This window comes from Rubellimicrobium arenae (assembly GCF_017916275.1).
In the GTDB taxonomy this organism is placed as follows: domain Bacteria; phylum Pseudomonadota; class Alphaproteobacteria; order Rhodobacterales; family Rhodobacteraceae; genus Rubellimicrobium; species Rubellimicrobium arenae.
Genome location: NZ_JAFMST010000004.1, coordinates 135,520 through 150,328, shown reverse-complemented (window position 1 = coordinate 150,328; position 14,809 = coordinate 135,520). Strand labels below are relative to the sequence as shown.

The 14,809-nt window shown below is 67.3% G+C and carries 11 protein-coding genes; 8 read left to right on the top strand and 3 right to left on the bottom strand.

Going from position 1 to position 14,809, the window contains the following annotated elements; all coding sequences use genetic code 11:
• Position 1: 1 nt before the first annotated feature.
• The 6 genes from nuoL to J3P31_RS07525 are packed head-to-tail and all read left to right on the top strand — an operon-like array spanning position 2 to position 8,457.
• Positions 2 to 2,251: an NADH-quinone oxidoreductase subunit L gene (gene nuoL / locus J3P31_RS07550; protein WP_210527815.1), complete on the top strand. Its 2,250-nt coding sequence runs from the start codon at positions 2 to 4 to the stop codon at positions 2,249 to 2,251.
• Positions 2,251 to 3,801, top strand: a complete 1,551-nt coding sequence (locus J3P31_RS07545; RefSeq protein ID WP_210527814.1) for an NADH-quinone oxidoreductase subunit M — start codon at positions 2,251 to 2,253, stop codon at positions 3,799 to 3,801. Before nuoL ends, J3P31_RS07545 begins: the two co-directional genes overlap by 1 nt.
• Positions 3,798 to 5,228 carry an NADH-quinone oxidoreductase subunit NuoN gene (nuoN, locus tag J3P31_RS07540; protein WP_210527813.1) on the top strand — a complete coding sequence of 477 codons (1,431 nt, stop codon included), beginning with the start codon at positions 3,798 to 3,800 and terminating at the stop codon, positions 5,226 to 5,228. The genes J3P31_RS07545 and nuoN overlap by 4 nt, the downstream gene beginning before the upstream one ends.
• Positions 5,229 to 5,232: 4 nt before the next feature.
• Entirely contained in the window at positions 5,233 to 5,979 is a 747-nt protein-coding gene (locus tag J3P31_RS07535) for a biotin--[acetyl-CoA-carboxylase] ligase (RefSeq protein WP_210527812.1), read from the top strand.
• The gene (locus J3P31_RS07530) at positions 5,979 to 6,752 is read left to right on the top strand and encodes a type III pantothenate kinase (RefSeq protein ID WP_210527811.1); all 774 of its coding nucleotides are present in this window, start codon (positions 5,979 to 5,981) and stop codon (positions 6,750 to 6,752) included. The genes J3P31_RS07535 and J3P31_RS07530 overlap by 1 nt, the downstream gene beginning before the upstream one ends.
• A 34-nt stretch (positions 6,753 to 6,786) precedes the next feature.
• The gene (locus J3P31_RS07525) at positions 6,787 to 8,457 is read left to right on the top strand and encodes a ribonuclease J (protein WP_210527810.1); all 1,671 of its coding nucleotides are present in this window, start codon (positions 6,787 to 6,789) and stop codon (positions 8,455 to 8,457) included.
• Between the two features lie 134 nt (positions 8,458 to 8,591).
• Here J3P31_RS07525 and J3P31_RS07520 read toward each other — a convergent pair whose 3' ends face one another.
• Entirely contained in the window at positions 8,592 to 9,212 is a 621-nt protein-coding gene (locus tag J3P31_RS07520) for a hypothetical protein (RefSeq protein ID WP_210527809.1), read from the bottom strand.
• Entirely contained in the window at positions 9,209 to 10,717 is a 1,509-nt protein-coding gene (locus tag J3P31_RS07515) for a DEAD/DEAH box helicase (RefSeq protein WP_210527808.1), read from the bottom strand. Before J3P31_RS07515 ends, J3P31_RS07520 begins: the two co-directional genes overlap by 4 nt.
• 190 nt (positions 10,718 to 10,907) lie before the next feature.
• Here J3P31_RS07515 and J3P31_RS07510 point away from each other — a divergent pair, with 190 nt between their 5' ends.
• Complete coding sequence (locus J3P31_RS07510) at positions 10,908 to 11,339, top strand: OsmC family protein (RefSeq protein ID WP_210527807.1); 432 nt, start codon at positions 10,908 to 10,910, stop codon at positions 11,337 to 11,339.
• A gap of 549 nt (positions 11,340 to 11,888) precedes the next feature.
• Positions 11,889 to 13,112, top strand: coding sequence for a glycosyltransferase (locus J3P31_RS07505; RefSeq protein ID WP_210527806.1), 1,224 nt, complete (start codon positions 11,889 to 11,891; stop codon positions 13,110 to 13,112).
• Positions 13,113 to 13,161: 49 nt separating this feature from the next.
• Here the strand turns inward: J3P31_RS07505 and J3P31_RS07500 are convergent, their stop codons facing one another.
• Positions 13,162 to 14,769 (bottom strand): peptide chain release factor 3, encoded by a 1,608-nt coding sequence (locus tag J3P31_RS07500; RefSeq protein WP_210527805.1) that lies wholly within the window; start codon positions 14,767 to 14,769, stop codon positions 13,162 to 13,164.
• Between the last annotated feature and the right edge of the window lie 40 nt (positions 14,770 to 14,809).

The following is a 14,809-nucleotide window of genomic DNA, read 5'->3' as shown; positions in this document are numbered from 1 at the left end:
GGTGACAACGATCATCCTCTTTGCGCCATTGGTCGGCGCCCTGGTCTGCGGCTTTGGCTGGCGGCTTCTCGGCGAAAGCGCAGCCTGCCTTTTCGCCACGGCTCTCCTCTTCCTGGCGGCGCTTCTGTCCTGGGCCGTCTTCCTCAGCGTTGATGGACCCGCCCAGCACATCGAGATCCTCCGCTGGATCCAGTCCGGCACGCTCGACGCGTCCTGGGCCATTCGCCTGGACCGCCTGACGGCGATCATGCTGGTCGTGATCTGCTCGGTGTCGGCGCTCGTGCACCTCTACTCGCTGGGCTACATGGCTCACGACGAGAATTTCCGGGACGGCGAAAGCTACCGGCCCAGGTTCTTCGCCTATCTGTCGCTCTTCACCTTCGCGATGCTGATGCTGGTGACGGCGGACAACCTCCTCCAGCTCTTCTTCGGCTGGGAGGGCGTGGGCCTGGCGTCGTACCTCCTGATCGGCTTCTACTTCCGAAAGCCGTCCGCCAACGCTGCCTCGATCAAGGCCTTCGTCGTCAACCGCGTGGGCGACTTCGCCTTCCTCCTTGGCATCTTCACGCTCTACTTCCTCACGGACTCGATCCGGCTGGACGACATCTTCGCCGCGACGCCGGAGATCGCCACTCAGCAGGTCAACTTCGCCTGGAGCACCTTCAACGCCGCCGAACTCGCGGCCTTCCTGCTGTTCTTCGGCGCCATGGGCAAATCCGCCCAGTTGTTCCTGCACACCTGGCTGCCGGATGCGATGGAAGGTCCCACGCCGGTGTCGGCACTCATCCATGCCGCCACGATGGTGACGGCCGGCGTCTTCCTGCTCTGCCGGATGTCGCCGCTCTTCGAAGTCGCGCCTTATGCGAAGAACTTCATCATCGTCGTCGGCGCGGCGACCGCCTTCTTCGCCGCCACGGTCGGCCTGGTGCAGAACGACATCAAGCGCGTGATCGCCTACTCGACCTGCTCGCAGCTCGGATACATGTTCGTGGCCGCAGGCTCGGGCATCTATGGCGCCGCGATGTTCCACCTGTTCACGCACGCCTTCTTCAAGGCCATGCTGTTCCTTGGCGCGGGTTCGGTCATCCATGCGACGCACCATGAACAGGACATGCGCAACTACGGCGGGCTCCGGTCCTACATCCCCTATACCTTCTGGGCGATGGTCATTGGAACGCTGGCGATCACCGGTGTCGGCATTCCGCTGACCTACATCGGCTTCGCCGGCTTCCTGTCCAAAGACGCCATCATCGAGACGGCCTGGGCCTCGGGCAATTCCTTCGCCTTCTGGGCTCTCGTTCTCGCGGCGGCGATGACGGCGTTCTATTCTTGGCGCCTGATCTTTCTGACATTCTTCGGGACCCCGCGCTGGGGTCACGCGTCCCATGACCACGACGCGCACGCCTATGTTCCGGCCGACGGAACGGGTTCCGCGCCCCTGGTCGGGACCGAGCATGGGCCGAACGACCACGGCGACCACCATCATGTCCCGCACGAAAGCCCTGCGGTCATGCTGGCCCCGCTTGGCGTCCTGGCCGTGGGCGCTGTCTTTGCCGGAATGATCTGGCACAACAGCTTCTTCGGCGACCATGAACGCATGGTGTCGTTCTTCGACATGCCCGAGAGTGGAGAGCACAGCAGCGACGCGCGCGCTGGCGATGCCGAGGCCGAACCGATCGCAGAGGCTGGGGAGAGCCCGTCCGAAGCCGCCGCCGAGTCCGGTGCGGCCTCGGAGGTCGCGCCCGAAGAGACTGCCGCCGCACCGGGGGAGGGGGCCGAGGTCCTGGCCGCCCCGCTCGGCGGCGCGATCGCGATGAACGAGGCGAGCGAGCACGTGCTCGAGGCGGCACACGCGTCTCCGGTCTGGGTCAAGCTGTCCCCCTTCCTGGCGATGCTGATCGGGACGGCGCTGGCCTATGTCATGTACATCCGCCGGCCCGACCTCCCGAGGCGGATCGCTGCCGCCAACCGGCCGCTTTATGAGTTCCTTCTCAACAAGTGGTACTTCGACGAGATCTATGACTTCGTCTTCGTCCGGCCCGCAGTCTGGCTCGGCCGGTTCCTGTGGCAGCGTGGCGATGGGACCGTGATCGACGGCACCATCAACGGCGTCGCGATGGGGATCGTCCCGACCTTCACCCGTGCCGTGAACCGGGCGCAGTCCGGCTACGTCTTCCACTATGCCTTCGCCATGGTCATCGGGATCGCAATCCTCCTGACCTGGTTCACGATCACCGGAGGAGCCGAGTGATGCTTCTTTCGCTCGTCACCTTCCTGCCGTCCCTCGGGGCGCTCGCCCTGCTTCTCCTGCGCGGCGACGATGCCGCGTCGCGCCGGAACGCCAAGTGGATCGCGCTCGCCACGACCACGATCACCTTCGTCGCGTCCCTGTTCATCCTGGCCCGCTTCGATTCGACGAACCCGGGGTTCCAGCTCGTGGAACAGCGGGCCTGGCTGCTTGGCCTGCAGTACAAGCTTGGCGTGGACGGCATCTCGGTGCTGTTCGTGCTCCTGACCACCTTCCTGATGCCGCTGGTCATCGCCTCGGCCTGGGACGTGGAGCATCGACTCAAGGAGTACATGATCGCGTTCCTGCTCCTCGAGACGCTGATGATCGGCGTGTTCGTGGCGCTCGATCTCGTGCTGTTCTACCTGTTCTTCGAGGGCAGCCTGATCCCCATGTTCCTGATCATCGGGATCTGGGGCGGACAGAACCGCATCTACGCGGCGTTCAAGTTCTTCCTCTACACCTTCCTGGGCTCGGTCTTCATGCTGGTCGCCATGGTGGTCATGTTCGGTCAGACCGGCACGACCGACATCCCGACCCTCCTGACCTACCAGTTCCCGTCCGAAAGCATCCGCATCCTCAACATCACCGTCCTGGGTGGGATGCAGACTCTGCTCTTCCTGGCCTTCTTTGCCTCGTTCGCGGTGAAGATGCCGATGTGGCCGGTGCACACCTGGCTGCCGGATGCGCACGTACAGGCCCCGACGGCCGGGTCCGTCGTCCTGGCCGCGATCCTGCTCAAGATGGGGGGCTACGGCTTCCTGCGGTTCTCGCTGCCGATGTTCCCGGTCGGCTCCGAGGTACTCGGCCCGCTGGTCCTGTGGATTTCGGCCATCGCGATCGTCTACGCCTCGCTCGTGGCCCTGGTGCAGTCCGACATGAAGAAGCTGGTGGCCTACTCCTCGGTCGCGCACATGGGATTCGTCACCATGGGGATCTTCGCAGCGAACCAGCAGGGCGTGGACGGGGCGGTCTTCCAGATGCTGAGCCACGGCTTCATCTCCGGCGCGCTCTTCCTCATCGTGGGCGTAATCTACGACCGGATCCACACGCGGGAGATCGCGGCCTATGGTGGCCTGGTGAACCGGATGCCGGTCTACGCCTTCGTGTTCCTCCTGTTCACGATGGGGAACGTCGGGCTTCCCGGCACCTCCGGCTTCGTCGGAGAGTTCCTGACCCTCGCCGGCGCCTACCAGGCCAACACCTGGGTCGCCGTGGTCGCGACCACGGGCGTCATCCTGTCGGCGTCCTATGCGCTCTGGCTCTACCGCCGCGTCGTGCTGGGCGACCTCGTCAAGGATACGCTCCGGACGATCCAGGACATGACCGGGCGCGAGAAGCTGATCTTCGCCCCGCTCGTGGCCATGACGATCCTGCTCGGCGTGTATCCGTCTCTTGTTACCGACATCGTCGGCCCCGCGACGCAAGCGATGCTGGGGCCGGTTCAGGACGCGCAGGCCGCCTTTGAGGCGCAGACCCAAGTTGCGCAAGTTGAGGAAGGGGCCGGGGAATGAGCGGCGACTTTGACGTAATCCGGCCCGAGACTTACCTCGCGCTTTATGGGATCCTTGCCCTGCTGGCCGGGGTCTTCACGATCAAGGATCGGGCGACGCCCATCCTTCTCTGGCTAACGGCCTTGGTGATGGCTCTGATGGCATGGTGGATCGGTGCGCGCTCCGGCACCGATGTCGCCTTCGCCGGCAGTTTCGTGGACGACGGCTTCTCGCGTTTCGCGAAGGTGCTGATCCTTGGCGCCGCCGCGGTCGTCCTGCTCCTAAGCCAGGACTACCTGACGCGGCAGAACACGCTGCGCTTCGAGTACCCGATCCTGATCACGTTCTGCGCGCTCGGGATGATGATCATGGTGTCCGCCGGGGATCTGCTGACCCTCTACATGGGACTCGAGCTGCAGGCGCTCTCGGCCTATGTGCTGACCTCGATCCGCCGCGACAGCGTCCGCTCCACCGAGGCCGGCTTGAAGTTCTTCGTGCTTGGCGCCCTGTCCTCGGGGCTCCTGCTTTACGGTGCCTCGCTGACCTATGGGTATGCGGGCTCGATCGACTTCGCTGGCATCTTGGCAGCCACGGCAGACGGCTTCTCGCTCGGACTCCTGTTCGGTCTGGTCTTCGTCATGTCCGGCATTGCTTTCAAGATCTCGGCGGCGCCGTTCCACATGTGGACGCCGGACGTCTACGAAGGGGCGCCGACTCCGGTCACCGCATTCCTGGCCACGGGCTCCAAGGTCGCCGCTATCGGGCTTCTGGCCCGCGTGGTGCACGACGCCTATGGCATGGTTGCGGGCGACTGGCAGCAGATCGTTGCCTTCCTGTCGCTCGTCTCGATGTTCCTGGGCAGCATTGCCGCCATCGGACAGACCAACATCAAGCGGCTGATGGCCTATTCGTCGATCTCCCACATGGGGTTCGCGCTGATGGGGCTTGCGTCGGCGGATGCCTTCGGCGTCCAGGCCATGCTGATCTACATGGCGATCTACGTGGCCATGAACCTCGGCACCTTCGCGTTCATCCTGTCCATGGAGCGGAATGGGCAGCCGGTGACGGACATCCGGATGCTCAACATGTATTCCCGCCGGGAGCCGCTCCGCGCCCTGGCGCTCCTCGTGCTCATGTTCAGCATGGCTGGGGTCCCTCCGATGATCGGGTTCTTCGCCAAGTTCTACGTCCTGCGCGCCGCCTACGAGGGTGGCCTGACCTGGCTGGCCCTCGCAGGGATGGTAGCCTCGGCGATCTCGGCCTTCTTCTATCTCCGGATCGTCTACTTCATGTACTTCGGCGAGGAGCGTGAGGTGCTTGACCGCAGGATGACCGGTGTGAACTGGACCGTGCTGATGGTCTCCGCGGCGGTGATGCTGCTCGGTGTCGTCAATCTGTTCGGGATCGAGCCCCTGGCGGCGGCGGCCGCAGCGACCCTTGTCAACTGAGACGATGCCCCTGGGGCCCTGGCCCGAAGGTTACTCCCTCGTCGTCCTGGACGAGGTGGACAGCACCATGGCCGAGGCCCGGCGTCGCGCGCCGGGCCTCGACAGGCCGACATGGATCATGGCCCGCCAGCAGACCAACGCCAAAGGTCGCCGGGGCCGAACATGGCTCGGCGGGGACGGCAACCTGGCGGCCACACTCGTGTACCGGCCCTGGTGCACGCCGTCCGAAGCAGCGGCGCGGTCCTTCATGGCCGCCAACGCGCTGTTCGAGTCGCTGGCGCTTTATGTCGACCGCAGTTTGCTGGCTTTGAAGTGGCCGAACGACGTGCTCCTCAACGGGGGCAAGATTGCGGGCATCCTCCTGGAAAGCGCCTCAAGCGGCGGTCCGCTCGTGGACTGGCTGTCCATCGGGCTGGGCGTGAATCTGGCCAAGGCGCCTCATGACGTCCGGACGGAGTTTCCTCCGGTATCCCTGACCGGCGAGGGGGGCGAGCCCGTCGCGCCCGAACAGTTCCTGACGGTTCTCGCGGGGCATTTCGCCACCCAGGAGATGAAGCTCGCGGCCATGGGCTTCCCCCGGATCCGGGAGGATTGGCTCGCGAACGCCGCCCGCCTGGGCGAGATCGTGACAGCCCGGACGACGACCCGCGAGATCACCGGCGTCTTCGAGACGGTCGACCAGGCCGGGAACCTCATCCTGCGGGTCGAGGGCCGCGAGGTCCTGATCCCTGCAGCGGACGTGTACTTCTGATGCTCCTCGCCATCGATTGCGGGAACACCAACACCGTTTTCGCCATCTGGGACGGGACCCGCTTCCACGGCACGTGGCGGATTGCCACCGACTGGCGGCGCACCGCGGACGAGTATTTCGTCTGGCTCAGTTCGATCATGCAGCTCCGCACGGTCGAGGCGGCGATTGACGAGGTCATCATCTCCTCGACGGTGCCGAGGGTCGTGTTCAACCTGCGCGTCCTGTCGGACCGATACTTTGGCTGCCGCCCCCTGGTCGTGGGCAAACCCGAATGCCGTCTGCCCCAGCCACCCCGGGTGGATGAAGGGACGCAGGTTGGCCCGGACCGCCTCGTGAACACCGCCGGGGCCTATGACCGGCACGGTGGCAACCTGGTCGTCGTCGATTTCGGGACCGCGACCACGTTCGACGTCGTGGACGACGACGGGGCCTATGTCGGCGGCGTGATCGCGCCCGGGGTGAACCTCAGCCTGGAGGCGCTCCACATGGCCGCTGCGGCCCTGCCGCATGTCGATGTGACCAAGCCGCAGCGGGTGATCGGGACCAACACGGTCGCCTGCATGCAGTCGGGGATCTTCTGGGGCTACGTCGGCCTGGTGCGCGGGATCTGCGACCGGATCAAGGGCGAACGGGGCCGACCGATGCGGATCATCGGAACCGGGGGCCTTGCCCCCCTGTTCGGGCAGGGAGACGTGCTATTTGACCGGGTCGAGGACGACCTGACGATGCACGGCCTCACTGTGATACACGCCTTTAATAAGGAGACGGCATGACCGTCGCAGCCACAAACCTCACCGGGGCCCGAGCATGAGTGGGGAACGCCTGGTCTATCTGCCCCTGGGCGGCGCCGGCGAGATCGGCATGAACGCCTATGTCTATGGATACGGACGTCCCGACCAGGAGCGGCTCATCGTCGTGGACCTGGGCGTGACCTTCGGGGATATGGACGGCACGCCCGGCATCGACCTGATCCTGCCCGACATCGCCTGGCTCGCCGAGCGGCGGGACCGCATCGAAGGCATCATCATCACGCACGCGCACGAGGACCACGTCGGGGCCCTGGGGCTGGTCTGGGACCAGCTCCGCGCCCCGATCTATGCGCGAACCTTTACCGCGGCCATCGCGCGTCTCAAGCTCGACGAACGCGGCGGAGTGCCCGATTCGGCGCTCAACGTCGTCGGACCCTGGCCCGAGACGATCCAGTTGGGTCCGTTCAGTGTCGGGCTCGTGCCGATCAGCCATTCGATCCCCGAAAGCGCCGGACTGGTCATCGACAGCCCTCAGGGGCGGATCGTCCATTCGGGCGACTTCAAGATCGACCCGACGCCCGTGGTCGGCGAGCCCTTCGACCCGGCGGTCTGGCAGGAGATCGGCAAGAGCGGCGTCCGGGCGCTGATGTGCGACTCCACCAACGTGTTCTCGCCGCTGCCGGGACGGTCCGAGGCGTCCCTGGTCGAGAATCTCGAGGCGCTCCTGCGGGAGTCCAAGGGCATGGTGGTGGCCACGACCTTCGCCTCGAACGTCGCGCGCCTGCAGACGCTGGCCAATGCCGCCGAAGCGTCGGGCCGGTCCGTGTGCCTCTTGGGCCGGGCCATGCGCCGGATGGTCGAGACCGCGATCGAGACCGGGCTGCTGACCCAGTTTCCCAAGACGATCGCGCCCGAGGATGCGTCCCAGATCCCGCGCGAGAACCTCCTTCTGCTCGTGACCGGGTCCCAAGGCGAACGGCGCGCGGCGGCGGCGCAGCTGGCGTCCCAGGGCTACATGGGCATTTCCCTCAAGGCCGGGGACACCTTCCTGTTCTCGTCCCGCACGATCCCCGGGAACGAACGGCCGGTGTCGCGGATCATGAACCAGCTGTCCGAGAAGGGCGTCGACGTGCTCGACGATGCGGGCGGGCGCTACCATGTCTCGGGCCATGCCAATCGCCCGGATCTGGAGACCTTCCACGACCTGATCAAGCCGCAGTTCCTGATTCCGATGCACGGCGAGCACCGGCATCTCCGGGAGCATTCCAAGCTGGGCGAGGCCAAGGGCCTGCGCGGAATCATTGCCACGAACGGCATGATGATCGACCTGAGCGGCAATGCCCCCAAGGTGGCGGAGCATGTCGAGACCGGACGGACCTACCTCGATGGATCGGTGCTGATCGGTGGGCTCGATGGCATCGTCCGGGACCGGATGCGGCTGGCGCTGAACGGCCATGTCACCGTGACGGTGATCGTGGACGAGGAGGACGAACCCCTCGGCGAGCCCTGGTGCGAACTGATGGGCCTTCCGGCCCGGGGGCGCAGCAAGTCCGACCTGGTCGAAATCCTGGAAGCCGAACTGAGCCAGTTCATCGGCCGCGCGGATCGTCGCACCATCAAGGATGACGAAAAGCTCGAAAAGGAAATGATCCGCATCGTGCGCCAGACCGCCCAGGCCGAGATCGGGAAGAAGCCCGAAGTGACGGTGGTGGTGTCCCGCCTCGCTTGACGGGTCCGCCTCGGGCCGGGGGTGTCAGGCTGCGCCGGTCGGTTCCGCCAGGACGCGGAACCGGCCGCGCGCGGGCCTGATCGGCCGAGGGCTGCACGTTCCAGGGACCCTGCGGCCCACGGGCTAAGCAGCCGTCAGGAGCAGAAGTAGAAAGCGCCGCCGACGCCGATGACCGTCACGGCGGCGGCCCCGGCCGCGGCTGGCACTGTCAAGGCCGTCCCCAACGCGGCGGCGGACTGGCCCAACGACGCGGCGACCGCGGGCGCCTGACCGGAGACCAGAACGGCCCCTGTGCCATGCGCGACGGCGGTCACGGCGTCGGAGTCGGTCTGGACGCGCCGTCCGGCAGCCAGGCTCATCATCGTCGTGCCCAGGGCTTCGGTGGCGCCGGCGACGACGTTCACGCGGTCGCAGACGGTCTTGGTGCAGCGCCCCCGGTAATTGCGCGCGCCGGGCACCAGGAGCCAGCCATTCTCGTCATCCTGCGCAAGGCAATAGCCTTCGGTCTCATCGATCCGCATGGTCGTGCCGAGGAAGTGGATGATCGCGGCGCTGTCGCACTGGACACGATCACCCCAGGCCCGGTCCCAGGTCCGGGACGGCCACATCCGCAGCCGTTCCCGCAGTCCAGCCGAGGGGGCCCCCATAGCGTCGGGCACGATGATCAGTTCCTGCGCATTCACGCGCGCCACGCAGCTTTGGGCCTGCGCCGCGCTGGCGATCACCGCGAGCAGAAGACCGAGAAGCAGCTTCACCCGGCGCGACGCTCCGCGAAGCTCATGCGGATGAACGACGGAACATCGTCGCCCATCCCGACCACGAGTTCGTCCCGAGCCTCCTGACGGGGGCGACGGTCGCGCTCGCTTCGCTCCCGCTCCGGCCGGGGCGCACGCTCGGCCCTGGGCTCGCGTTCGGGCCTCGGTTCGCGCTCGGCCCTGGCCTCGCGGTCGGGCCGTGGTTCCCGGGCGTCGTCGATGGGCGTGATCTCGGTGGCGGCTACAGGTTCGGCGGCAGGGGCCTCGCGGCGTTCCTCCCGGCGGTTGCGGCCGCGACGCTCGCCGCGTTCCTCGCGACGGGGACGATCCTCGCGCAGTTCGCGGGGCGGAGCGTCCTTCAGCGGGTTCTCGACGCGGGGGATCTCCTTCTGGACCAGCCCTTCGATCGCGGCCAAGTACTTCTCGTCCTTGGGCGCGCAGATCGTCAGGGCCTTGCCCGAGCGTCCGGCGCGTCCCGTGCGGCCGATCCGGTGGACGTAATCCTCGCTGTGGGAGGGCACGTCGAAGTTGAAGACATGGCTGACCGCCGGGATGTCCAGGCCGCGCGCGGCCACGTCGGAGGCCACGAGCAGCCGGAGCTTGCCGTCCCGGAACGCGTCCAGGGTCCGCATGCGCTGTGCCTGTTCCAGGTCGCCGTGGATCGCCTCGGCGTTGTAGCCGTACTTCTTCAGGGACTTGGCGACGATATCGACGTCCATCTTCCGGTTGCAGAAGATGATGGCGTTGGTGCAGGCCTCGCCCTCGGCGTCGATCAGCGCGCGCAGGACGGCGCGCTTCTCGCTCGCCTCCGTTTCGCGCCGCGTGGGTTTGAACATGACCAACCCTTGGGTGATGTTCTCGCCCGTGGTGGCGGCGCGGGCCACCTCGACCTTGGCGGGGTTCGACAGGAAGGTCTTGGTGATCCGCTCGATCTCGGGCGCCATCGTGGCCGAGAAGAACAGCGTCTGGCGCGTGAAGGGCGTCAGGCCGAAGATCCGCTCGATGTCGGGGATGAAGCCCATGTCGAGCATGCGGTCCGCCTCGTCCACCACCATGATCTGGACGCCGGTGAGGAGGAGCTTGCCACGCTCGAAATGGTCGAGGAGGCGGCCGGGGGTGGCGATCAGCACGTCCACGCCACGGTCGATCAGCGCGTCCTGGTCCTTGAAGCTGACGCCGCCGATGAGGAGCGCCTTGGTGAGCTTCAGGTGCTTGCTGTACTTGTCGAAGTTCTCGGCCACCTGGGCGGCGAGTTCGCGCGTGGGGCAAAGCACGAGGGAGCGTGGCATCCGGGCGCGGGCGCGGCCCTGGGCCAGCCGGGTGATCATGGGGAGCACGAAGCTCGCCGTCTTGCCGGTGCCCGTCTGGGCGATGCCCAGGACGTCCTTGCCTTCCAGGGCCGCGGGAATCGCGCCGGCCTGGATCGGGGTGGGGGTCTGGTAGCCCGCGTCGGCAAGCGCCTGGAGAACGCGGGGGTCGAGGTTCAGGTCAGAGAACTGGGTCACACAGTGTCCTAGCGAGGGAGAGGTTACGGCATGTCGGCCGCATCCATCGCACGCGCGGCCTGTCCGGCCGGATTGCCGGACTCGTGAAACGCCTTGGCGTTAGAGGATATATGGGGAAGCGTCAAGCCGATGGAAGCCTTGCGGGTGCGGCATGGTGACCTAGCTGACCCAGCGGACACAGGAGGGCGAGATGATCCAGAAACACGGCAGCGCGCGGTGGCAGGGGGGCCTGCGGGACGGCAAGGGTCAGGTCTCGACCGAGACGGGCGTGCTGTCCAACGAGGATTACAGCTTTGCCAAGCGATTCGGGGACCAGCCCGGCACCAACCCCGAGGAGCTGATCGGGGCGGCGCACGCGTCGTGCTTTTCCATGGCCCTGGCGGCCGCCTTGGAAAAGGCGGGGGTTACGGCGGAGAACATCGAGTCGACCAGCACCGTGTCGCTGGAGCAGAAGGGGCCCGGGTTCGAGATCACGCGCGTGCACCTGGATGTGGTGGCGACCATCCCCGGAGCCTCGGCCGACCAGTTCCGCGAGATCGCGGAGGACGCCAAGGCGAACTGCCCGGTGAGCAAGGTGCTTGCGGGGGCCGACATCACGATGAGCGCCCGCCTCGCCGAATGAGGAGCCGGGCCCGGTCCCCGCGACCGGGGACGGCGGGAGCGTTCCCCGGTCGCCGCCAAGAGCGACCGGACGGGCCTCCCTGGCCGCGCCGGGAGGCCAAGCCACGGCGCGGGGGGCGTGTCCCGACACGCGGCGGCTGGGTCTTTGCGGGGGCGGGGCGCCCCCTCCCAGTGGGACGCGGCACCCGTGTGTCCCCCAAAGAGCATCCCCGGCGGGACCGAAGGGCGGGCGCGGATCCACAAGATGCCTGCGCCGCCCGGGCCGGGGCGATGGGCGGCAGGATGGCGCGGAATGGTTAACGGGGCCTGAGACCACCGCGCGCCCCACGCAACGGGGGGCGGGCCGCTCCTGGCCCCTGACTTCGCCCGGCGCAGATGTGGCGCCCTGGCCTCGACCTTGGGCTGTGGCCCCGACCCCAGAGCTTCCGGCTCGCGCCGGGGCTTGCTTGAACGCCGGAACCGTTTGCGTCATGACTTGGCGGCCCCGGACCGGGACGATGGGCAGGGAGACAGCAGTGCCGGCGCGACTTTCCGTTTCAAGGGTTTGGCCATGACCGGCAATTCGAAGCTGAACGTGCTTTATATCGCCCCCTACATCGGCGTGAGCTCGATCGGCGAGGCGCGCTGCGCCTGCGACATCCTCACCTCCATGTCCGGCAAGGTGAACGCAACCCTTCTCAAGAAGGTGGACAAGCACACCCCCGACCTGCGGGCGGCCCTGCCGGGCGTCCGCATCGTCGAGGTGCGCGCGGACCCGATCAAGGCGCTGGGGGACCGCTTCAACGCCATCGCCAAGCCGGAATACATCAAGTTCGACCGTCAGGCGCGCAAGGCCATCACGGCGCTGCTGGGCGAGACCAGGTTCGACCTGATCCACCAGCTCACGCCCATGTCGATGCGATACCCGTCGCCGGCCCGGCATTTCGACGTGCCCTACGTGGTCGGGCCGATGAACGGCAGCCTCGAGACGCCCGAGGTGCTGAAGTCCGAGATGACGAGCCAGCCCTCCTACATGAACCTCCGGTCGGTCGACTCGCTGCGGCTCAGGTTCAGCCCGTCGCTGCGCCGCTCCTTCCGGCGGGCGAGCTTGGTGCTGGGCGGCACCGCCTATGTGCAGGACAAGCTGCGACCGCTGGTCGGCGACCGCTTCGACGTGTTCAGCGAGCATGGCGTCCACGGGATCGGCGGGCCGGTGCGGCGGGCCGCGGACAGCGCGGGACGGCCGCTCCGGCTGCTGTTCGTGGGGCGGATGGTGCGCACCAAGGGCGCGCGCGAGATCGTCCGGGCCATGTCTCTTGTCCCCCGGGATCTGGACATCGTCTGCCGTATCGTCGGGTCCGGGCCGGATTTCGACGCCACCGTGGCGGAGGTCGCGCAGCACGGGCTGGCCGACCGGGTCGAGATGGTGGGCCGCCTCGCGCGCGAGGAGGTCCAGCAGGAGTACCTCAAGGCCGACGTGCTCGTGTTCCCGAGCTTCCGCGAGGCGGCGGGCGGCGTGGTCGTGGAGGCCATGGCGACCGGGCTGCCGGTGGTCGCGGTCGATTACGGCGGACCGGCGGAGCTGGTGGACGACCGATCGGCCATCCTGCTGCCCGTGACCGGAAGCTGGGACATGGCGCGCAACCTCGCCCAGGTGATCTCGGACCTTCACGGGGACCGGGGCCGCATCGAGTCCATGTCCGAAGGGGCGCTGGACCGGATCCGCTCGACCTTCCTGTGGGACACCAAGGCCGAGGCGCTGCTGGCCAAGTACGGCCGGGTGCTCGGGCGCTGAGCCCGCGGGCCGGGCGCGGGCCAAGGCCAGGGCGCCCGTGCCGCACGGCTCAGGCCTCGGCGGCGGCCATCATCTCCTTGGTGGCGGTGAGGCGCACCTGCGGGTGATCGCGGACGACGCGGTCGATGTCCCATTGCAGGCGCGTCAGGAACACCACGTCGCCGTCGTTGTCATGGGCGATGTGCTGCTTGTTCTTGGAGACAAGGTCCTCGACCGCGTCCTTGGGGCCGTTCACCCAGCGGGCGGAGTTGAACTGCGTGGATTCGAAGCGGACGGGCAGGCCGTATTCGAGCTCGATCCGGGAGGCCAGCACCTCGAACTGGAGCTGACCCACGACGCCCACGATGAAGCCCGAGCCGATCATCGGCTTGAAGACCTTGGCGGCGCCTTCCTCGGCGAACTGCATGAGGGCCTTTTCGAGGTGCTTGGCCTTCAGAGGGTCGCCGGCGCGGACGGTCTGCAGGAGCTCGGGCGCGAAGGAGGGGATGCCGGTGGCGCGCAGGGGCTCGCCCTCGGTCAGCGTGTCGCCGATGCGGAGCTGGCCGTGGTTGGGGATGCCGATGATGTCGCCGGCCCAGGCCTCCTCGGCCAGCTCGCGGTCGGCGGCGAGGAAGAGGACGGGGTTCGTGACCGACATGGGCTTGCCGGCGCGGACGTGGTGCAGCTTCATCCCACGCTCGAAATGCCCGGAGGCGAGGCGCACGAAGGCCACGCGGTCGCGGTGCTTGGGGTCCATGTTGGCCTGCACCTTGAAGACGAAGCCCGCGACCGAGGATTCGTCGGGCGCGATCTGCCGCGGCTCGGCGCGCTGGGGCTGGGGCTCGGGCCCGTAGGCGCCGATGCCGTCCATCAGCTCCTTGACGCCGAAGCTGTTGATGGCGGAGCCGAACCAGATGGGCGTCATGTGCCCTTCGAGGATCGACTGGCGGTCGAAGGTGGGGAGGAGGCCGCGCGCCATCTCCACCTCCTCGCGCAAGCGGGCGAGGAGGTCGGCGGGGACGTGCTGCTCGATCCTGGGGTCGTCGAGGCCGTCGATCTGGATGGACTCGGCGACGCGGTTGCGGTCGGCCCGGTCCATGATCTCGAGCCGGTCGTTCAGCATGTCGTAGGCGCCCACGAAGTCGCGGCCCATGCCGATGGGCCAGGAGGCGGGCGTCACGTCAATGGCAAGGTTCTCCTGGATCTCCGAGACGATCTCGAAGGTGTCGCGGGATTCGCGGTCCATCTTGTTGCAGAAGGTCAGGATCGGCAGGTCGCGGAGGCGGCAGACCTCGAAGAGCTTGCGGGTCTGCGATTCCACGCCCTTGGCTCCGTCGATGACCATGACGGCGGCGTCCACGGCGGTCAGCGTGCGGTAGGTGTCCTCGGAGAAGTCCGAGTGGCCGGGCGTGTCCACGAGGTTGAATCGGAACTTGCCATAGTCGAAGGACATGGCCGAGGCCGAGACGGAGATGCCGCGCTCCTTCTCCATCTGCATGAAGTCCGAGCGGGTGCGGCGCGCCTCGCCCTTGGCGCGCACCTGTCCGGCCATCTGGATGGCGCCCCCGAACAGGAGGAACTTCTCGGTCAGCGTGGTCTTGCCGGCGTCGGGGTGCGAGATGATCGCAAAGGTCCGGCGGCGGGCAATCTCGGGCGGGAGGGGGGCGCGGTTCGACATGGCGCGTTCCACATAGGCGAGGGCTTGCCTTCCCACAACC